This window comes from Blautia sp. An81, assembly GCF_002161285.1.
Taxonomy (GTDB): Bacteria; Bacillota; Clostridia; order Lachnospirales; family Lachnospiraceae; genus Blautia; species Blautia ornithocaccae.
Genome location: NZ_NFHH01000018.1, coordinates 62,242 through 82,567, shown reverse-complemented (window position 1 = coordinate 82,567; position 20,326 = coordinate 62,242). Strand labels below are relative to the sequence as shown.

The following is a 20,326-nucleotide window of genomic DNA, read 5'->3' as shown; positions in this document are numbered from 1 at the left end:
ATATCTTCCATAGGAACTACCTGTGCGTATCCGCCGCCTGCAGCGCCGCCCTTTACACCGAATACAGGTCCCAGGGATGGCTCACGAAGGGCAACCATAACTTTCTTGCCTAACTTCTGCATACCGTCTGCCAGACCTACTGTGGTAGTAGTCTTTCCTTCTCCTGCCGGTGTAGGATTGATGGCTGTAACAAGAATCAGTTTTCCATTTGGAGCGTCGGATTCGTTCAGTAAGTTGTAGTCGATCTTTGCTTTGTACTTTCCGTACTGTTCCAGATATTTTTCATCAATACCTGCTTTCTCTGCAATCTTTGTGATTGGCTCCATGACACATTCCTGTGCGATTTCGATGTCTGATTTGAATCCCATAGTTCAACATCCTCCTTAAAAAATAATGATTTCTCTCGCCCCTTTTTCAACTCTTTTACGGTTGAAAAAAGGGCAACATTTGTTACTCGCAAATGCTGCCCAGACGGTCGGCTTTCATTATAATTCTGATTCCCCTGTGGTACTCCACATTTATCCGTCAGTAATCAGAATCTTGTTTTTTGGTAAGCTCTATTTCTTACCCTGGCTTTAATTTATCACAATCACTGGCAGTTGTCAACGAATATTTTGAAGTTTGTGATTTTTTTACCAATATTTTTTGTATTCTTTACACAATTTAACGAAGACTATTTTTCTCCATTTTAGATATACTTAACAATTTTAGTTGGTTTTACTTGTTAATAAATGCTTCAACCTCTGCTCTCTCAGGCATTACCCGCAGGGCACCTTTTTTGGTGGTCACGATAGAAGAAGCTCCATTGGCAAACCGGAGCATTTCCTGAAGATTTTCCTCTGTCAGCCCCTGGATCCCATGCTCCAGCACATAGTTCAGGGCACAGGCGCCGAAAGTATCTCCCGCTCCTGTGGTTTCTATGGTTTTTTCCTGGATAAAAGGTGCCTGGAACACTTCCTTTCCCTCATGGAAAGCCATGCTCCCTTCCTTTCCCATAGTCACATTCATCAGCTTCAGGTTCGGATATTTTTCCAGCAGTATATGGGCGCCTTCTTTAATATCTTTTGTACCGGTCATAAATTCCAGCTCTTCTTCAGAAATTTTCAGAAGATCACACTGAGATAATCCATAGCTGATCTGCTCCTTTGCTTCTTCCATGGTCTTCCAAAGAGGAGGACGGAGATTAGGGTCAAAAGAGATGAGAAGCCCTGCCTTCTTGGCAACGTCAATGGCTTTTCTGGTGGCCTTTCTTACTCCCTCGTGGGTCATAGACAAAGTTCCATAGTGGAAGGCTCTGGCAGAGGCGATATACTCCTCATCGATCTGATCTTCATTTAACATCATATCGGCTCCAGGGTTTCTGTAGAAAGCGAAATCCCGGTCTCCGTCTTCAAAAGTATGAACAAAGGCCAGGGTAGTATGTACCTCCGGATCCTCATACAGATGGCTGGTATCAATATTCTGTTCTTCCAGAGCTGCTCTTAAAGAAACACCGAACTGATCTTTTCCCACAACTCCCAGGAAGGAAGTTTTCTTTCCCAATTTATTCAGCATTGCAAGAACATTACAGGGCGCTCCTCCGGGATTGGCCTCAAAGATCGGATTGCCCTGACCGCTGACGCCGTTTTCTGTAAAATCGATCAGCAGTTCCCCAAGTGCGATAACATCAAATTTTTTACTCATAATCTTAGCTCCTTGATTGATTTATTCCTGCGGGCAGCCAGCCAAGCGTACATACCTGCATGTCCATTTGGCGACTGCCGCAAAGGTCTTTGACTGCCATAAATTATAGTTTTTTTTTCCTGTTTTCGCAAGCTTTATCGGAAATCTTCCTTTATTATAGCAATTATTTCTCAGATTTTTTCATATTATACTGGCAGACGGAAACTTCTGCTTCTCCTCTGGCTTCAAAAGCGATCCCCTCTGCTTCCAGCCCTGTGTAGATCAAAGAGGACATTGCCTTTTCACCGTCATTAACAAAAATCTCCACAGAATATTTATCTACCAGGATCCGCAGTTTAAGTTTTCCTTCTTTTTCCTCTACTGTCATTTCCCTGGTATGTATCCTGTCTCTCCTGTCTCCGCAGTATCTTCTGTCAAAAGTAAGGATGCCTTCTCTTCTGTCATAGATAACAGCGGTATAATGCTTTTCATCCATTGCCAGATAAATTTTGAACTTGTCATAATCTTCCCCCTGAATCTCCACAGTAAGGTCCATCTGACGTCCCCGGATTCCTTCCAATGACTGTTTTTCCCGGATTTTTACACCTTCATGCTGTATCTTTCCAGTACGGTACTGTTCCAGCTCCCGGACAGGATTCTGATAAAGTCTTCCTTCTTTTACCTGAAGTTCTCTGGGCATAGTCATCATGCCGCCCCATGCTAAATGCTCAGGAGAAAGGTGGTTGTCCCAGGACTGGAACCAGGCGATCATAACTCTTCTCCCATCTGGAGTAAGGGTAGTCTGCGGAGCATAAAAGTCCAAGCCATAATCAATTGCATGGATTTGCTCCCGATGGAGGATAAAATCCTCTCTGCTGCAGTTTCCTATGATGCAGAGAGTTCCGTTCCCACTGTGAAATTCCAAGCCTTCTGCCTCCATATCCTGAGGGGAAGTCAGCAGGACAGCCTTGTCATCAAGAAAGAAAAAGTCCGGACATTCCCACATTTTTCCATATTGATTTTCACATTTATCCAGGATACTTACCAAGCTCCAGTTCCGCAGATCCTTGGATGAATATACCGGTATCTGACCGCTGCCGTCTTTGCTCCTGCTTCCTATAACAGCATAGAAGGTATCTCCATCCTGCCAGATCTTAGGATCCCGGAAATCTTCCAGACTGCTTCCCTCAGGAAGCCCATCAGGATAGATTACCGGATTGTCTTCTGTTTTCCGATAGTCCACTCCGTCTCCTATAGCCAGACACTGGGTCTGCCGGATCTGCTTTCCATCTTCTGTCTCTTTTTCCTCTACACCTGTATACAACAATACATGCTGTCCTTTATACTCCAGGGCGCTTCCGGAAAAGCAGCCTGCGTGATCATAGTCTTTATCCGGTGCCAGAGCTGCCGGCATATTTTTCCAATTTACTAAATCCTTAGATACACTGTGTCCCCAATGCATAGGTCCCCAGGCTTTTGCATAAGGATAGTATTGATAAAAAAGATGGTATTCTCCTTTATATACGGAAAATCCGTTGGGGTCATTGATCCACCCGATAGGTGCGCATACATGGAAAGAAGGTTTCTGCCGGTTTACTTCTTCTGTTATATTTTTTTGTTCATATTCTCTTGCCTTTTTTAAAGCTTCGCTGACTTCTATTCTGCTTTCCATACTCATATTCTGCTTTTCCTCCTATATTGCCCTATATTCTTTTCAGGACTGAGTATCCTGCGTGGCTGCTGTATTTTCCTGGGTCAGAGACTCCTGGTACTGGTCAAAATACTTCTGTTTGATGGCCAGATAGTCTGACAGGCCATAGTCTTCCATCTTTTCCAGATAGCTGTCCCATTCTTCTTCAATACCGCCGTTCAGTATCCAGTCGGCCTTTTTCTGTTCTGCGTATTTCTTAATATCTGTATCATACTGAGATACTTTATTCGTGTCGTCAATACTCATAAATACATTTGGATATACATACTGGCTGTGCATGTCTTCCAGATAGGTTTCATGCATATTATCAAGACGCCATTTTGCATCGTCCGGCTGAGTCACATACACATCATAATAATCGTTCAGTACTGCCAGAGGGCCGTTTACAGACTGGGATTCCCGGACTTCTACCGGAGAGTTGTCCCCCAGATCTTCATGTTTTAACATTTCTCCGCCCTCAGAATTTATGCTCATTTCAAAGATATTGGGTTTCCCCTCTTCACCGTAGGTTCCCCAGTTGTTCTGCACAGACTGGAGAGGCGCATACATCTGATCGATCCAGGCTGCCGCCAGTGCGGTATCTCTGCAGCTGGTAGTCAGTACACACCGGCCTCTCTCAAAACCGCTGGTCTCACTGTTGTTCTGTCTGGTAATGTTCACCAGTCCGTCAGGGCCTGCAAGCGCCGGAAGCATTACATAATCGTCATAGTTATCAATGTTTGCGATATCCCAGGTAAAGCAAAGGCCGTATCTGTGATTTTTACCTTTTGCAACGTAGGTAGACCATTCCTGAGTAAAGGCTTCCGGATCCACCAGATCTTCCTCTACCAGTTTATGAAGCCATGCAATTCCTTCTTTATAGCCTTCCTGCACGGCTGTATAGATCACTTCGCCTTCGTCTGTCACTGCAAAATGGTCTGCAGTATCTCCATATCCTTCTCCAAAGCCGTTGATCAGGATGGCCGGATCCTGGTCGCCGTTATTAATGATAAAGGACATAGGGATCACATCGCCCTCTACTCCGCATTCTTCCTGGATCTTATCTGCGTTATCTCTGAAAGCGATGAGCACCTGTTCCAGTTCATCTACGGTAGTAGGGATATCCAGCCCCAGGCAGTCCAGCCATTTCTTGTTGATATATGGGATATCTCCGATAGCCTGAATGGCTTCCTTTCCTTCCCCCAGCTGTTCGATCCAGGGGAAGGAATAGATGTGTCCGTCGGGAGCGGTACACATAGTCCGGTATTCCGGGTATTTTTCAAAAACCGCCTGGAGGTTCGGCATATATTTATCGATAAGATTTTCCAGAGGAATGATGATTCCCTGTTTCGCATAGCGAAGCAGATCATAATCACTCATGCCGGCATTAAAAAGTCCGTCAGGAAGATTTCCGAACTGGGCCAGTGCCAGGTTCTTTTTATCTGCAAACTGATCTGCCACAAAGCAGGTCCAGTCTATATGCACATTGGTCTGTTCTTCCAGCCTTTTAAAGATCATTCTCTCATTGGGATCCTGGGTGCTGGTAGCCGGCGCACTGGTAATAAAGGAAAGCTCAGCCTGTTCTTCCAGGGGAAAAGCTACCTGGCTTACCGGCGTATCTGGATCCACATCAGCGGCCTGATGGCCGCCGCCTCCGCAGCCTGCCAGAGAAAGTACAGAAACTGCGGAAACACATAATGCCGCTAATTTTCTTATTTTCTTATTCATCATATCCTATCCCTCCATCAACCTTTTACAGAGCCAACCATAATGCCGCTGTCGAAATACTTCTGGAAGAAGGGATACATAACCAGCAGCGGAAGGCTGGATACTACAATAGTAGCATATTTCAAAAGTTCTGCAACCTTTGCCATTTCTGCGGTACTCTGGATATCTGCGATCATACCCGGCTGAGGTGTGTTCTGTACCAGGATAGAACGGAGTACCAGCTGAAGAGGCTGAAGGTTTGCATCATTTAAGTAGATCATCGCATCAAAGTAACTGTTCCACATTCCTACAAAGGAATACAGGGCCAGTACAGCGATGATCGGTTTGCACACCGGCATTAATATTTTAAAGAAATGCTGGATCTCATTGGCGCCGTCAATAGCGGATGCCTCTCTCAGCTCCTTCGGCGTGGACTGATAATAAGTCCTGGCCAGGATCAGGTTCCATACGTTTACTGCTCCCGGGAGAAGGATTGCCCATATGGTATTTACCATGTGCAGCTGATTGATCAGGATAAAGGTAGGGATCATACCGCCGTTAAAGAACATGGTGATCACAAAGATCACATTGAAAAATCCTCTTCCTACGAATTCCTTCTTTGACATGGGATAGGCAGCCAGCAGAGTAATAAATACAGAGATCAGAGTAAATGCCGCTGAGTAAAAAAGAGAATTGGCAAAACCTCTCCAGATCATGTCATTTTCCAGAACACGGCGGTAAGCGTCTATGGTCCAGTCTTTAAAGTTAAAACTGATCCCCTGGTTATTCAGTACATTGGGATCCATAAAGGAAGCAATGACTACATATACAAGAGGAATCGCGATCGCCAGAACAAACAATCCCAGCAAAGTATAACCTATCCCCAGGATTACCTTATCTGAGGTTCCCAGTTTAATCTTAATACGGTTTTCCATTTTCATCCCTCCTACAGTCCTTCGCCTTCATTGAGCTTGGACACAACAAAGTTTACAACGATCAACAGGATCACATTGATCACTGAATTAAAGAGTCCCACTGCGGTAGAATATCCGTAATCTCCGTTTAACAGACCGATACGATATACATAGGTAGAAAGAATCTCAGAAGCAGGAAGGTTCATATCTGTCTGCAGTGCATAGGCCTTTTCAAATCCGATACTCATAATGTTTCCGGCCTGAAGGATAAACTGGATCACGATGATGTTTTTGATTGCCGGCAGTTCCACATACCAGATCTGCTGAAGGATATTAGCGCCGTCTACAATGGCCGCCTCTTCCAGATCCTTGCTGGCATTGGATAACGCTGCGGTATACATGATCGAGGACCATCCTGCCGCCTGCCAGATACCGCTGGCGATATAAATAGTTCTGAAAGCGGAGGGCATGGTCATCCAGTTGGTATCGATCCCCAGCACCTGATTGATAGGTCCCACCGGTGAAAGGAACATCCTCACCATACCGCAAAGGACGATAACAGAGATAAAATTCGGCGCATAGATCAAAAGCTGGATCTTCTTCTGGATCCCTTTTCTCCGGATCCTGTTCAGCAGAAGCGCCAGGATGATCGGTACGGGGAATCCCCACAAGAGCCCATATACACTCAGCTTCAGGGTGTTCATCAGATAGCTCATAAAGTCCGGAGAAGATAAGAATCTCCGGAAATATTCCAGTCCTACCCAGGGGCTGCCTAAAACGCCGTCGATAACATTGTAATCTTCAAATGCGATCAATACTCCGCCCATAGGCAGGTATTTAAAAATAATCGTAAGCAGCAGCGCCGGTAATAAGAAGATCAGATATAACTGCCAGTTTTTCTTTACATATTTCAGTTTTCCTGATATCTTTTCCCAAAATGTCTGCTGCGGCTTTCTATAAATCTGTGCCTTCATAAAAAGCTCTCCTTTCTTTTCCTGCTCCTTTGTTTTTTGCAACTTGAAACGTTTCATTTTTTTGTGATTTAACTATATTCTTTCTCCCTTTTTAAGTCAATACTTTTTCGTCATTTTTTAGATATTCGGTACATATTTACAGTTTTTATACTTATTTTTTGTCTATTTTTCATGTTGTAACGTTTCATATAATAGCGTATACTAAAATCAGCTTACTATAATACATTTATTATAGAAAAGGAGGAGATGAATCTTGACCCCTTCTCACACACCTACTATGAAAGATGTTGCCGCCCGGGCCGGCGTATCCCTGGGAACAGTTTCTAAAGTGATCAACCATATAACCGTAGGAGAAAAAAATAGAGAAAAAGTAGAAAAGGCTATTAAAGAACTGGGATATGAGGTAAATACTTATGCCAGAGGACTGAAAACCCAGGAGACGAAGCTGATTACCCTCATTGTTCCGGACACTATAAATCCTTTTTTTGCAGCATTTACCCAATATGTAGAAAAAAACCTTTATGAGCATGGCTATAAATTGATCCTCTGCTGTGCCAACGGCATACCGGAAAAAGAAATCGGCTATCTGAATCTGGCCTCTCAAAGTAAAACGGACGGAATCATCGCTCTGACTTATACCGACGTGAGCAACGCCATACCCGCCAGGATCCCTCTTGTCTCCTTTGACCGCTACTTTGAAAACCATGATGTGCCCATGATCGCCTCCGATAACTTCCAGGGCGGCTATGCCGGCACAAAGAAGCTGCTGGAACTGGGCTGTCATCACCCGGTATTTATTCGTTTTCGCTCGAAATTTCCAGGTGAAGCAGATAAAAGAATGGAGGGATATCTCAGCGCCTGCCAGGAACTGGGGATCCAGCCCGATTATCTGGATCAGATAGATGCCATAGAGGAAAGAAGGGCCCTGGAGAACTTCATTCAGGAACATACCGACTCCCATGGCGCCTTAACCTTTGACGGTGTCTTTGCAAATACGGACCGTCATGCATATCTGGTCATGAAGATCTTAAAGGAACGGGGATTCCGGATTCCGGAAGACGTGCAGATTCTGGGCTTTGACGGAATACGTAAATACGGCATTGACGAAAGCTCCCTTTTCGTCTCCTCCATGTGTCAGCCTATAGAGGAACTGGCCAGGCTTTGTGTGGAGACACTGCTGAAGAAAAGACAGGGAACGGTAGTTCCTACTCTTTCTCTTCTTCCTGTCACTTATGGTTATGGAGGTACCACCCGGCGAGAATCTTAAAAATCTGTTCCTGGCTTTTCAAGAACCGGAGACTGAAAAATTTCAGTTTCTGGTTCTTTTTATGCAAAAATTAAGAATTTCTTTCGGATTCCATGGAAGAATCTTTAATGTATCCATGTTTAAATAGCTACAATTAGAAACTTACTAAGAGGGGGACTATACTTTGTATCTGATCCAATATCTGCCTTATGCCATTACACTTATTTTTATACTGCTGCCGGCAGTGCTTCTGGGCTTTCAGCAGAGAAGCCTGAATTTTTACGGGCTTTCCGGCTCTTTTCTGATCCTGCTCATCGTCTTCGGCTCCAGGCCCCTGCAGCTTTTTTATCTTCTTGGTTCCTTTCTCTGGTCCATACTGCTGATTAAAACCGCTATATTGTGGAGGGAAAAGCAGTTTTTCAGCACCTGGGGCTTTCCCCTCTTTTTTCTGCTCTCCCTTTTTCCCATGATCCTGAAAAATTTTGTTCTTATCCAGGGAAAACATCTTCCCCTATATGCAGCAACGGCCTGTTTTTCCCTGAAGACCATCCAGGTCCTTGCACATATATATAAAGGCCGGATACAGGAATATCCTGCAGGGGAATGTGCCGGATATCTTCTTTTCTTTCCCAGTCTTTTCCTGGGGCCTTTAAACAGCAGCAGACAGTTTCACCAAACCTGGGTCCATATACCATCTGTCCCAGCATACCGCCGCCTTCTTGTCAGAGGGCTGAAAGAACTTTTCTGGGGGATCCTTTATCTTCTTTTTATCGCCCATATTCTTTCGCTACCCCTTCAAAGCCTGGAATCCCGGATGCCGGAATCCCCTGTGTTCTGCCAGATTCTCCTCTATGCCTGCCTTTACGGAGCCCGTCTTTTTTTCTATCTGGCTGGTTTTTCAAGGATCGCTGCCGGGTGCTCCTGTCTTCTGGGCACAGAATTAAAGAGCAACTTTCAGAAACCCTTTCTCAGCGTCACTATCCGGCAGTTCTGGGACAGATGGCAGATCACTTTTACTGACTGGCTGAAGGAATTTATCTTCTGTCCCCTTTTGAAAAGGTTCAAAAAAAGCAGGCAGTTTTCCTGCCCGCTTCTGCAAAAATGTCTGGGATATCTTCTGACTATGGGTGTATTAGGCGTATTCTACGGAATCACCCCTTCCAGCCTGCTTTTCGCCCTTTACCATGGAGTTGTGCTCTGCCTGTGGGAAGTCTGGGAGACGAAGAGCCACCTTCATGAGAAATGGAAACACCAGCCTGTATACACTTTTTTTACCTGGATCTTTACTATGCTCCTGCTTTTATTCGGGTTCTTTATTCTGTCCGGAATGTTCCTGAAAATCTTATTTCTATGAGGGCTTATCACTATACATCCATTGAAACAAGTCTCTCCCTGCCTCTTTCAGGCCATTGAGCACACCATCAAAGGTCCCTGCCTTGTAGAAATTCAGGACAATGGCCCCTACAGGCACAGCCAGGATCATTCCGATAACGCCGCCGATCCGGTATCCGATATACATAAAGATCAAAGTGACCAGAGGGTTCATGCCGATGGAATCTCCTACCAGCTTTGGCTCTATGATACGGCGCACCAGCTGGGTAGTCAGATATAGGATCACCAGCCCCAGAGCATAACGGATATCTCCTGACACCAGCTTAAACACTGCCCAGGGAATCAGAACGGTTCCTGTTCCCAGGAAAGGAAGCATATCCAGAAAAGCTACCAGGATAGCCACCAGAATAGCAAATCTTACTCTCAGTATAAGCATTCCTATAAAGAGAATCACTCCGATAACGGACATGATCTTAAACTGTGCCTTAAAATATCCGCCAAATACAGTTTTAAAACTTTCTGCCATCATCCGCCATTTTTCCTGGATGATCTGAGGGGTATGGGCCCGTCCGAATTCCAGGATCCTGTCTCTGTCTGCGATGAAAAAATAAGCAGACAAAATACTGAAAATAATGGATATGAGTATGCTTGGGATATTTCGGGCGAAAGAACCCGCCTTATCTACCGTCAGCTGACTGAGTCTTCCTACAGCCTGTCCGGTAATATCCCCTATATCCTGCTGCACTTCTTTCAGACTTTCCTGCATATTTTCCGGCAGTTCGCTGATGATGCTCTCCAGGTTCCTTCCGGCGCTCTGAAAGTCTTCCCTGAAATCGGCATACATTTCCGGTGCCTGATCCAGAAAGGCTCTGGTCTCTTGTCCAATCCTTACTCCCAGGAAATAGATCGCTGCTATCACCAAGGCCAGAACCCCTATGATGATCAGCATAGAAGTATGCTTTCTGGCCACTTTCAGCCGCCGTTCCAGAATCCTGACAAGAGGATTTGCGATCATAGCGATGATCCAGCCGATAACAAAAGGCATGAAAAACTGCAGGAAACGTATACCCAGAAAAATTCCCAGGACGATACCTGTCAGCGTTATAAAAAATACCAGTATACTTTTCACATATTTTTTTAATTTCATGAAGCCTGTGGTTCTCTCCCTTTTCTGTCGATTTAAAAAGAGGCCGCTGTCGTTCAGACATAGCCTCCCTCTTTCCGACTTTTTCTAAGTATACCACAAATTAGAGAGTCAGGCGAACATTTATGTTCATTTGACTGCCTTTCTGCTCTTTTGCAGCAGTATACCGGACGGTCGGATTCTTCTGTTTTTATAGTTCGTTCAGGAAGTCAAAAGGGGTCTCATCATGAAGGAAATGCATCAGCATGTAAGAACACATGATGGCAATATTTTCTTCTTTTAAAATTCTCCTGACTTCCTCTCTGTCTGCCAGAACGACTTCAATCTCTTCGGTATCTTCCTGAAATTCTCTGGATATCCTGCCCTCCGCCTTTCCAAACACAATGGCGCAGGACTCATCGGTAAGGCCGATGGTAGTAAAAGCAGGCTTCTCATAGGCGGGATCCACTTCAATGGGAATAAAGGTAAGCCCTGTCTCCTCTTTCATCTCACGGATCCCGGCTTCTTTAAAATTTTCCTCCGGCTCTACCAGACCTGCCGGAAATTCATAAATATAGTCATCAATACTGTATCGATACTGGCGCACCAGCACTACCCGGTCCTGCTTCTCCCCATAAAGGCTGTAAATGATCACTCCGTCAGGGGTATTTTTTCTTGTTCTGAGCTTCAGCTCTTCCTGATTTTTTGCCCTGGAAGCCACATAATATTTCCCTTTTTTCCCGGTCTTGGATTCTCTGTCCAGTTCATAGAGATTTACAAAGGGATTCTGGGTTTTCTGGGTAATGCCGTTGATCTTTGCCATCCTTATTCTCCTTTTAACAGTACCCGCAGTCTCTTATAGAGAAGCAGGGTAATAAATGAAATCACGATACCTTTTAACAGGTTAAAAGGTACCATACAAAGTATAACAAATGAGACCATATTGTCAATGGCCGGATGGATTGCTGTTCCCATGGCAATAAAGCTGTCCATGGGAATCCCCATAAGAGTGCTGTATAACGGGAACATAATAAAAGCATTGGTCAGACAGCCCATAGCCGCCATCAGCAAAGTACCTGCTGCCATTCCTTTCAATGCATTGACTCTTGTCTTTTTCTTTCTGTAAAACAGGCCTGCCGGAACTACAAAGGCACAGCCGATAATAAAGTTAGACAGTTCTCCCACTCCCATAGTGGTGGTTCCATGGATCACCAGATTCAGCAGGTTCTTAAGGAGTTCGATAAGCACACCTGCTAAAGGTCCCATTGCAAAAGTTCCCACCAGCACCGGAATCTCAGAGAAATCCATTTTGATAAAAGGCGGTGCGATAAAAGGGATCGGAAATTCAAAAAACATCAGGACTAAGGCAATTGCTCCAAGCATGCCGATCTGCACGGTAGTCCTCAGTTTTGACCGGTTCTGTGTCCTTATTTTTCTGTTTACTGCTGCTTCATTGTTCATTTTCATTATCTCCTTTACATGATTTTCATAAAAGGAAATTCTTCTTCATATGGCCTGCTGATCGGATAGGAAATAGCCCTTCCCTATCCGCTGGGATACTGCGGACAGCTTCAGACAAAGCCCGCCGCTTGTCGGACGTATCGCATAAAAAGAGGACGCCCCTATTCGGGGTATCCTCCATGAAAGCCACAATGAAATATTATCATTTCTTCTCTCATCCAGACTATACTGTCGGTACCGGAATCTCACCGGTTCAGCCGTAAAATACGGGTCGCGGACTGTTACCGCCGGTAGGGAATCGCACCCTGCCCCGAAGAATTTCTTTTTATTCTGTAGTATATTATATGCCTTTATATATCCTATTTCAAGAGATTTTTCATATAAATCGCAGATTCAACTTTTCACCAATTTCATCCCGGAGGGATACTATAATGTATATAAAGTTTTTCCATCACAAGGAGTCTCCCATGAATCATTATTATCCTTTTGTAAACACGCCCCTCCCCTACGATTATGATGCCCTTGAACCCTTTATCGATGAAAAAACCATGTTTCTCCACCATAACCGACATCTCCAGACCTATATTGACAATCTGAATTCCTTAATGAAAGAAAATCCCCCTTATCAAAACTGGTCTCTGGAAAAAATCCTGTACTGCTGGTCCGGGCTTCCCTCTGATATCCGGGTTTCCTTTAAGAATAACAGCGGCGGCATTTACAACCATCGGTTCTTTTTTGAAGGAATGACGGATAAGGCCGGCCTTTTACCCAGCGTTTATTTCTCCAGGCTTATCAATAAAAATTTTGGCTGTTTTGAAAATTTCAAAAAATGTTTCAAAAAATCCGCCCTGTCAGTCTTTGGATCCGGCTATGTCTGGCTGGTACATTGCCGGGGGAAACTGATAATCACACAGACTGCAAATCAGGATACGCCTCTGGACCAAGGAGAATGTCCTCTTTTGAATCTTGATGTATGGGAACATGCTTATTATCTGAAACACTATAATGTTCGTGCCGCTTATATTGACGACTGGTTTCACGTGATCAACTGGGATATGGCAGAGCGGCGTCTGCAGAATCTGTTCTGACAGGTTTCCAAGGGCTTCTGGTATATTTTCTACTATGCTTCCCGACTGCATGGCTTTTGTTCTGCAAGGCAGTCCAAAAGGCTTATAGTAATAAAAATACTGTATCCGGTCTCTATAGATCAGATACAGTATTTTTTAAAATAATTTTTCTATTGATAGTATTCTTTTATGAACTTCAGGCTGTCCAGATATTCCTGATCGCTTCCAAGATGTTCCAGGATTACCGGCATATCAGGGTTCACGCTATCGATCAATTCTTTATACTTTTTCAGATTGATCCCGCCTTTTCCGCAGGCAGTTTCCTGAAGCTGCAGGGTAAACTCCTGACGCAGCAGTACATCTTTCAGATGGCAGCTCTTGATATATTTTCCCAGCTTTTCAAAGCATTCTTCCATAAATTCTTCATGATAGAAATACCTTTCAGGGGAAATAATCCAGTTAAACACATCCATATGTACTGCAAAATGTTTTCTGTCTACATCCTCTATAAGCTTTACATATTCATCTGGTCCCATAGGATACATCCAGGGCATTGGTTCTATAGTATAAAAAGTATTCTGAGGATCTGCTTCATCTATGATGTTCTGGATACTCTTTACCATATCCTTCCAGGTTTCTTTAGTCAGATTTTCTTTGTATGGTCCATCCCATTTAGCACCTTTTGAGCCGGAAGCATTAACACAGCAACAGGCCCCCAACCTGTCTGCTAATCTAAGCTGCCCCCTGCACCTTATCCGTGCGTTTTCTCTTATCTCCGGATCCGTTGAGATCGGGTTACACCAGGCTCCCACTTCTGCAATCACAAGTCCCTGGTCTTTTGCTGCCTGTTCATAGGCTTGGATTACCTCTTTAGGAGCAGTGTAATCCACAGGAAAATTCACTGCCTGGCAACCGATTTTTTGCATATTTTCCGCCCATTCTTCCGGTGTTTTATGTTCCAGAGGACTGGATAGTCCAAGTTTCATATCATCTACCGCCTTTTCTTATTTGTCACTTTCCAGAAGTTCAATAATACATTTCAGATCCTTATACGCATTCATATAAACATATCTTCCAGACGCATCTCCATACTCGCCCTTCTGTTCTAAGGTCATACCAAATTCTTCACATCTCTTTACAGCCTCCGGCATTTTCATGCCCTGAATGTTAAAGGCCACATGATGGATTCCCTCTCCATGTTCATTAAGATAATTCCGCCAAGTGGAAGAAGCCTCATTTGGCTGGATAAGTTCTAACTGCAGCCCTGGTCCTACGTCGAAGAATGCCAGAAGGCTGTTGGCCTCCGGTGCCGGCGCTCCCATATACTCAGTCTGCATGATCTCATATTCGCCGCATATTTGGACATAGAATAGGCCGGATAGTCTGTCTTCAAAGTCAGAAGTTCTGTCATCTGTTCTCCGTCAGTATTCCTGCATGCAGCGAGTATAGAATCTCCCTGTGCCAGCCCAAGCCGGACCAGTTCCAGTCCAAGCCCCCGGTTTGCACCTGTAATAAGTCCCAGCATAGTGTTTTCTCCTTTCTCAGGCAAGCCCTGTATTTATAAAAAGCGCCGGCTTTACCCCATTACCATTTCCTGATAATTTTCCTTTGGCGTCCTTTTCAGCGAAATTTCTTTGGTTTCTCCCAGACAGGAGATTTCATACTCTCCTGCAAATCCGGTAAATTCCAAATTTCCCCGGGGGTCTGTGACCAGACTCAGGGAAGTCATCCACTCCTCCTTGATCTTTTTCTTTAATTCCACATAGGCAGGTTTCTGGGAATTGTCCTTGCGGATCAGCCCGCAGGGAGCTCCCAGCCATTTATTATCGTCGTCGAAATCCCAGGTTGTGATCGCCTGGACATAGGGGGATTCAAAAAGCACCGTGTACATCTCCACCACTTCTCTGGCCTGGCGTTCTTCTCCCTCAGGGGTAGTAGGCCAGTAAGGAATCTGATAGTCATTGAGATCCTTGATTTCCGAAGGCATGAGATGTCCCGAGATCAGGGTGTTTTCTGTAAAGTGCAAAGGCAGTCCGAAGTGAGAGAATCTCTCCAGAACCTCCTGTATCTTCTCTATTCCCCAATACCCCTGATGTTGATGGGATTGGATACCGATAGTCGAAATAGGAACTCCCGCCTCAAGACAGCCCTCTATCAATATCTCATAAGCCTGGCTGGTATTAAAATCATTAATAACCAGCATTGCCCCCGGATTACTTTTTCTGGCTTCTTCAAAGACCCTTTTGACCAATTTGATCCTTCCCATGTCTTTGCATATCCTGGTGATCCCATTATCATATTTGTCAAATACCGGCATGATCACTACTTCATTTATTACGTCCCAAGCGTCAATCGTTCCCTTAAATGCGCCAACATCGCGGCGAATCCGCATAAGCTGCCGCTCCAGGATTTCTTCATTGCTAAGATTCAGAAGCCAGGAGGCTGTCTGGGTATGCCAGCAAAGCGGATGGCCTTTGATAGTGATGCCCTTCTTTTTCAAAAACTGTGCCGCCGCCATTAAATTCTGCTGATTGGTTTTCCCTCTTCTGGCTCATACTGTCCCCAGTAAAAAGGGAGAGTAGCAAAATTAAAAAGATCCAGCCACAATTCCATTCTTTCCTGCAAGATTTCCCTTCTTTGGCCGTCCAGGTTTTCTCTGCACAATTCTAACGTATCAAAGGCGTTGCAGCCAAATAAAAATTCCTGTTTTTTCTGTCTGACCTCCACAGCTTTTCCTGCAAGAGGTTTTCCTTCCCTGTCCTGAAAATGCAGGACTGCCTTCCCTTTTCTGTGCTCTAACCTATCCATAATTCCTCCCCGATTCGTCTATCCCAAAATTTCTGCGGTACCGTTTTTTTTGTTATCTTCAATATAACATTCTTATAAATAATGCTCTATTGGATTTTTGCTTTTTATCAATGTTTTTTTGCTTTATCTTTTCATTCTTAACCATAAGCATCTTAAAAGCTCTCCAAAAAAATCCTTCAGCCCCATCAAAAAGCGGTTCCAGTCCATAATTCAGAAGTTTTACCTGACAATCCACATTTTCTTTATAAAATCCTCTGTTTTTCCACCGCAATTTTTGCTATATTATAGTTACATTTTCTGCGGTTCTATTCAATATTTCCAATAGCAAAGGAGAGTCTCATGATTAAATCGGATCTTTCTGAGCCCTGGCGTTTCGGCCATAATATGACTATTAATATTTCTTATGGGGATTTTTATACTTCTTTCCCCACCCATTGGCACAATTTTGTAGAGATTATTGCTCCGCTATCGCCAGATCTTATACGGATTTTCTGTCCTGCATACGGAAGATTCTCTGTTTGAAGAAAATCCTTTGCCCCTGCTCCTAAAGCTCCTGGACATCAGCACTAGAGATTTTCCTTTCAAAGAACTTCATATGTATGAAATTTTTCTGCATTTTTTTATTATCATCGGAAATCACAACCTTCTTATAAAAAATCAGCTTTATGCCCAGAAAACCTCCAGACAAAAAGCCGATGACCAAAAATTTGATGCGGTTACGGACTATATATGTGAACACTGTACCCGAAAGCTCACTATGGAAGAGACGGCTGCATTTGCCGGTTTCAGCAAATATCACTTTTCCCGTATCTTTAAAGAATATTATCAGATGTCCTTTCCGGAATATATTGCGTCTCTGCGTATTTCAAAGGCCACAGAGCTACTGGAAAATTCCTCTCTTTCTATCTTGGAGATTGCCATGCGGTCCGGATTTTCCAATCTTTCCTCTTTTAACCGGGCATTTAAAGAAATACATAACTGTACTCCTTCTCAGTTCCGGAAAATGGCAGAGTTTTCCCCGGATTCATAAAAGGACCGGGGTGTTTACCTGCCGGCAGCATAAAACCATAGAAAGTCTGCCCATGAGCTGCTTTCTTTTCCATAAGAAGATGCATATAGACCAACCGTACAGCCTACAAATCCTCCAGATGCTTCTGTAGTGTAATACTCCAGAGAAATCCCTTCTGCTACGGATACTCTTCCTTTTCCCTGATCCAAAAAGATTCCCGCCTTCTGATTTTCTGTTTTAAGATGTATTTCCAGTCTTTTTTTCTCTATCTGTTTTTCTGCCAGAACCTCTTCCTTCCCTTGTACCACCTGCGTCACACAAAAAAGAAAGGTTTTTCCCTTTTTTATCACTTCCATTTTCAAATGGTTTTTCTGGTTCTGAAACAGTAAAAGTCCGGCTGCGTCTCCTTCTGCTTCTAATTCAAATTCCATCTGTGTTGATACGTACATAGAATAAGAACACTGGCGTACACCCAAATATGAAAAGGCCGCACAATCCTTTGCCTGTGTCTTACTGGCATAGATGCGCAGATATCCTTTTCTTGCTTTTAAAGAATAATTTTCTTCAGATCTTTGGCATACTCCCAGCAAACGCTGATCCAGCTCCTCGCCCCAAAAATGAAACAGCACATCTTCTCCCATTTCTTTTGGAAAACGGCATTCCTCCAAAGGAATCTCCAACTGATTCTCCAGAATCCCTTTCCCCGGACTGATAACTGGCCATCCATCTTCCCAGTCTACTTTTGCCAAAAAAGTCTCTCTTCCCAGACTGCTTCCACCGCAAAGAGTACGGCTGGCAAGCATAACCATATACCATTCTCCATTTTCATCATCAAATAAGTCTCCATGACCTGCGCAGGTTATAGGATATTTTTTTCCCAAATGACGATGTGTCAGGACAGGATTTCTGGGACAGCCCTCAAAGTCTTTTTGAAGACTCTTACTTCTTGCAGCCATAACAGAATGTTCATATCCCGTTCCGCCTTCCGCATAAATAAGATAGTAATATCCGTCCTTTTTATATAAATGAGGGCCTTCCGGCCAAATCACATGACGGGCAAATCCTTTCCAGATGCGTCTGCTCTCTCCCACAAGTTTCATTTGTTTTAAATCCAGTTCCTGAATCCATATTTCCCAGTCTCCATTATGCTTTACTCCATTTTGATTCGGTCTGGTTCCTACATAATAGCAGGTGCCATCTTCATCAAAAAAAAGACTGGGATCAATCCCTTGGGCTTGCGGACCTAGATAATAAGGTTCCGACCAGGGTCCTTTCGGAGTGTCTGCTTTAACGACAAAATTACCTCCCTGATCAATATTTGTAGTAATCAGATAAAAGGTATCCTCATGAAAGCGTAAAGTAGGCGCAAAAATACCCCTGGATATTTCATCTCCCTCTAATAGAAGCTGAGACGGCCGGTCCAGAACATTTCCCAGCTGTTCCCAGTGAGCCAAATCTCTGCTGTGAAAAATCGGCACTCCTGGAAAATAAGCAAAGCTGGAATTTACTAAATAAAAGTCATTTTCTACTCTGCATATGGAAGGATCTGGATAGAATCCTCTCAACACAGGATTTTTTGCTTTTGTCATTGTCATTCTCCTATCATAATACATAGCCAAATCCAAGAATTGTAAATTTTTTCTTTTCTTCCCCCGGCGCTGGTAAAATTTCTACTATATGTTCCCGGCTCTCCGTCTCAGAAAAGAGGATTACAGCATTGCAATGTATCCAGCCATTTATCCTAGGATCTGCTGTCATTTTATAATGGCCGTCTACAAAAACATCCGCTTTGCCTGTATCGGTTTCTCCTTCATCTTTAAAAATCAAAAGCAATGCGCGGCATAAGATTTTCAGTGTGAAAGCCTCTGTCTCTTCTGCCTGGCCGGTATACTGCCAGTTATAAGGAAACTGTGGAGTCCCATATATATCCATGTCAATTTCAACCTCCTGCAGTTTCTGATCTGTACCGCAAAAGCTCCCTTCTGAAATCCTGGCCTTTTGGCAAAGTTCCTTTTTATCTAAAAGCCTTACTGTTTCAAAGTCCTTTCCATAGACCGGTTCTCTTTCCAGAAGGCTTCCATCTGTGTCTTCTTGTCCATATCCCTCTTCATTCACTTTGTCAAAAAGATATCCCAGACATTTTGCCATGATCGTATGTCCCAGATTTGTAGGATGGAACATATCATAAAAATATTGGTTTTTAGAGATTACTCTGCCTTCTTCTCTTTTAAGAGAAAATTGTGGTGATACTGCCTCTAATACGCTGACCATCGGCAGCCCGTAACGTTCTCCTACAGGTGCAAGCCGGGTCTGAAGGTTCCAGTCATTGGCAAATACAGAAAACAAAAGTACCACTGCTGGATTCCACGGCAGCCCGAGGATCTTTCTCACAAGACTTTCAAAACAGATACCTTTTGTCTCATCGCCTTCATCATTTACTGCAAATTCTACCACTACCAGATCCGGCTGTTCTCCATTTCTTAAAACATCACGTTCAAACCGTATCATACCAAGTTCCGAAGGTGTTCCTCCAACCCCGGCTTTTATATATCGTACATTATCTCCAGTCCCGAATTTTTCCGCAAATGCTTCACAGGATTTCCTTGCATAACATTCTGTGTGAACAGGTACAGCTCCTGCTCCCTGCGTGATAGAGCCACCCAGATAAGCCAGTGTAACCGTCTCTCCCCTCTTTGCTTTTTCTATGACTCGTTTCAAACGATAAGGATTTCCCAGAGATAAGAGGGAATGAGCGATCATATTCTCCGCTGCTTTTCCGGAAAGATCCACTGCATCTTCCTCTCCCTGATCTGGTATTTTCCATTCCTCTCCCACATAAAGTTTAACACTGACAACAGCCGTCTGTTCCGGTATATCAAAATAAAACTGAATCTGCCCCGGCTCCTTGTCATCCTCGCTCCAGGAAATACCAGACAGGGAAATCCAATGCTCCACTCCGTCTGCTGGTATCCTTCCTGTTATAAGAGTTCCGCCGCCATAGATATCCTTTTTCCCATACATCTGAAAAACAAATTCCAGTTCTTTACAGGCTCTCCCTGCTTCTACGCAGATACCGATACACTTTACCAGATTACGGAATCCTTCTGCTGTTTTCAATGCTTCCAGTATTCTCTCATCTGTAATATTTCCAGAAATCTGGGCGCTGTTAATTAGTCTTCCATCATTTTCGTATAAAAAATGCCCCCCTCTTTTATCCGGCTGCTCTGTACCAAAAATCTCCTTCTCACGTACAATATAAAATCCCGGCAGTTTCTTCTCCGGATCTTTCGGTGCTTTAGGTCCTTCCATTTCTCATGATCCCGTCCTTTTCAC

The 20,326-nt window shown here is 43.9% G+C and carries 22 protein-coding genes and 2 riboswitches; of the genes, 5 read left to right on the top strand and 17 right to left on the bottom strand.

The window, feature by feature from the left end; translation table 11 throughout:
• The 6 genes from B5G33_RS14710 to B5G33_RS14685 all read right to left on the bottom strand — a co-directional run.
• Positions 1 to 368, bottom strand: a 368-nt coding sequence (locus B5G33_RS14710) for a formate--tetrahydrofolate ligase (protein WP_143276538.1), incomplete at its 3' end; no start/stop codon positions are given.
• A 90-nt stretch (positions 369 to 458) separates the two neighbouring features.
• Positions 459 to 543, bottom strand: a riboswitch (ZMP/ZTP riboswitch).
• A gap of 174 nt (positions 544 to 717) precedes the next feature.
• A complete protein-coding gene (locus B5G33_RS14705) occupies positions 718 to 1,683 on the bottom strand; it encodes a carbohydrate kinase family protein (protein ID WP_204247401.1) in 966 nt (321 codons plus the stop codon).
• 163 nt (positions 1,684 to 1,846) lie between these two features.
• Positions 1,847 to 3,340, bottom strand: coding sequence for a glycoside hydrolase family 32 protein (locus tag B5G33_RS14700; RefSeq protein WP_330396411.1), 1,494 nt, complete (start codon positions 3,338 to 3,340; stop codon positions 1,847 to 1,849).
• 36 nt (positions 3,341 to 3,376) lie between these two features.
• Entirely contained in the window at positions 3,377 to 5,080 is a 1,704-nt protein-coding gene (locus B5G33_RS14695; RefSeq protein ID WP_087418185.1) for an ABC transporter substrate-binding protein, read from the bottom strand.
• A gap of 17 nt (positions 5,081 to 5,097) precedes the next feature.
• Positions 5,098 to 5,994, bottom strand: a complete 897-nt coding sequence (locus B5G33_RS14690; protein WP_087418180.1) for a carbohydrate ABC transporter permease — start codon at positions 5,992 to 5,994, stop codon at positions 5,098 to 5,100.
• Between the two features lie 11 nt (positions 5,995 to 6,005).
• Entirely contained in the window at positions 6,006 to 6,947 is a 942-nt protein-coding gene (locus B5G33_RS14685; RefSeq protein ID WP_087418184.1) for an ABC transporter permease, read from the bottom strand.
• Between the two features lie 253 nt (positions 6,948 to 7,200).
• Here B5G33_RS14685 and B5G33_RS14680 point away from each other — a divergent pair, with 253 nt between their 5' ends.
• Complete coding sequence (locus tag B5G33_RS14680) at positions 7,201 to 8,214, top strand: LacI family DNA-binding transcriptional regulator (RefSeq protein WP_143276537.1); 1,014 nt, start codon at positions 7,201 to 7,203, stop codon at positions 8,212 to 8,214.
• Between the two features lie 163 nt (positions 8,215 to 8,377).
• Entirely contained in the window at positions 8,378 to 9,547 is a 1,170-nt protein-coding gene (locus B5G33_RS14675) for an MBOAT family O-acyltransferase (RefSeq protein WP_087418178.1), read from the top strand.
• Here the strand turns inward: B5G33_RS14675 and ytvI are convergent.
• From ytvI to B5G33_RS14660, 3 genes are all read right to left on the bottom strand, one after another.
• Positions 9,542 to 10,672 carry a sporulation integral membrane protein YtvI gene (gene ytvI / locus B5G33_RS14670; protein ID WP_087418177.1) on the bottom strand — a complete coding sequence of 377 codons (1,131 nt, stop codon included), beginning with the start codon at positions 10,670 to 10,672 and terminating at the stop codon, positions 9,542 to 9,544. The genes B5G33_RS14675 and ytvI overlap by 6 nt on opposite strands.
• A gap of 187 nt (positions 10,673 to 10,859) precedes the next feature.
• On the bottom strand, positions 10,860 to 11,471 hold the full coding sequence (locus B5G33_RS14665; RefSeq protein ID WP_087275017.1) for an NUDIX hydrolase: 612 nt from the start codon (positions 11,469 to 11,471) through the stop codon (positions 10,860 to 10,862).
• 2 nt (positions 11,472 to 11,473) lie between these two features.
• A complete protein-coding gene (locus B5G33_RS14660; protein ID WP_087275018.1) occupies positions 11,474 to 12,109 on the bottom strand; it encodes an ECF transporter S component in 636 nt (211 codons plus the stop codon).
• 202 nt (positions 12,110 to 12,311) lie between these two features.
• A riboswitch (FMN riboswitch) is annotated at positions 12,312 to 12,431 on the bottom strand.
• A 145-nt stretch (positions 12,432 to 12,576) separates the two neighbouring features.
• Between B5G33_RS14660 and B5G33_RS14655 the strand changes: the two genes are divergently transcribed.
• On the top strand, positions 12,577 to 13,197 hold the full coding sequence (locus B5G33_RS14655; protein WP_087418183.1) for a superoxide dismutase: 621 nt from the start codon (positions 12,577 to 12,579) through the stop codon (positions 13,195 to 13,197).
• Positions 13,198 to 13,346: 149 nt separating this feature from the next.
• On the opposite strand, the gene B5G33_RS14650 is transcribed toward B5G33_RS14655, so the two are convergent.
• From B5G33_RS14650 to B5G33_RS21730, 6 genes are read right to left on the bottom strand one after another with little or no spacing between them, the layout of a single operon-like run.
• Positions 13,347 to 14,162 carry a sugar phosphate isomerase/epimerase family protein gene (locus B5G33_RS14650; RefSeq protein WP_087418176.1) on the bottom strand — a complete coding sequence of 272 codons (816 nt, stop codon included), beginning with the start codon at positions 14,160 to 14,162 and terminating at the stop codon, positions 13,347 to 13,349.
• Between the two features lie 18 nt (positions 14,163 to 14,180).
• Positions 14,181 to 14,498: a VOC family protein gene (locus B5G33_RS14645; protein WP_242971425.1), complete on the bottom strand. Its 318-nt coding sequence runs from the start codon at positions 14,496 to 14,498 to the stop codon at positions 14,181 to 14,183.
• Positions 14,447 to 14,701, bottom strand: a complete 255-nt coding sequence (locus B5G33_RS21170; RefSeq protein ID WP_143276536.1) for a hypothetical protein — start codon at positions 14,699 to 14,701, stop codon at positions 14,447 to 14,449. Before B5G33_RS21170 ends, B5G33_RS14645 begins: the two co-directional genes overlap by 52 nt.
• 51 nt (positions 14,702 to 14,752) lie before the next feature.
• Positions 14,753 to 15,676 (bottom strand): endo-1,4-beta-xylanase, encoded by a 924-nt coding sequence (locus tag B5G33_RS14640; RefSeq protein ID WP_242974715.1) that lies wholly within the window; start codon positions 15,674 to 15,676, stop codon positions 14,753 to 14,755.
• Positions 15,677 to 15,693: 17 nt separating this feature from the next.
• Positions 15,694 to 15,984: a hypothetical protein gene (locus B5G33_RS22015; protein WP_242974714.1), complete on the bottom strand. Its 291-nt coding sequence runs from the start codon at positions 15,982 to 15,984 to the stop codon at positions 15,694 to 15,696.
• A 58-nt stretch (positions 15,985 to 16,042) separates the two neighbouring features.
• Positions 16,043 to 16,219 (bottom strand): hypothetical protein, encoded by a 177-nt coding sequence (locus tag B5G33_RS21730; RefSeq protein ID WP_204247400.1) that lies wholly within the window; start codon positions 16,217 to 16,219, stop codon positions 16,043 to 16,045.
• Between the two features lie 104 nt (positions 16,220 to 16,323).
• On the opposite strand from B5G33_RS21730, the gene B5G33_RS21165 reads away from it, so the two are divergent.
• Positions 16,324 to 16,506 carry a hypothetical protein gene (locus tag B5G33_RS21165; RefSeq protein WP_143276535.1) on the top strand — a complete coding sequence of 61 codons (183 nt, stop codon included), beginning with the start codon at positions 16,324 to 16,326 and terminating at the stop codon, positions 16,504 to 16,506.
• A gap of 73 nt (positions 16,507 to 16,579) precedes the next feature.
• Entirely contained in the window at positions 16,580 to 17,014 is a 435-nt protein-coding gene (locus tag B5G33_RS14630) for a helix-turn-helix transcriptional regulator (RefSeq protein ID WP_143276534.1), read from the top strand.
• Between the two features lie 14 nt (positions 17,015 to 17,028).
• On the opposite strand, the gene B5G33_RS14625 is transcribed toward B5G33_RS14630, so the two are convergent.
• Positions 17,029 to 18,582, bottom strand: coding sequence for a glycoside hydrolase family 43 protein (locus tag B5G33_RS14625; protein ID WP_087418173.1), 1,554 nt, complete (start codon positions 18,580 to 18,582; stop codon positions 17,029 to 17,031).
• Between the two features lie 13 nt (positions 18,583 to 18,595).
• A complete protein-coding gene (locus B5G33_RS14620) occupies positions 18,596 to 20,302 on the bottom strand; it encodes an SGNH/GDSL hydrolase family protein (protein ID WP_087418172.1) in 1,707 nt (568 codons plus the stop codon).
• Positions 20,303 to 20,326: the final 24 nt, after the last annotated feature.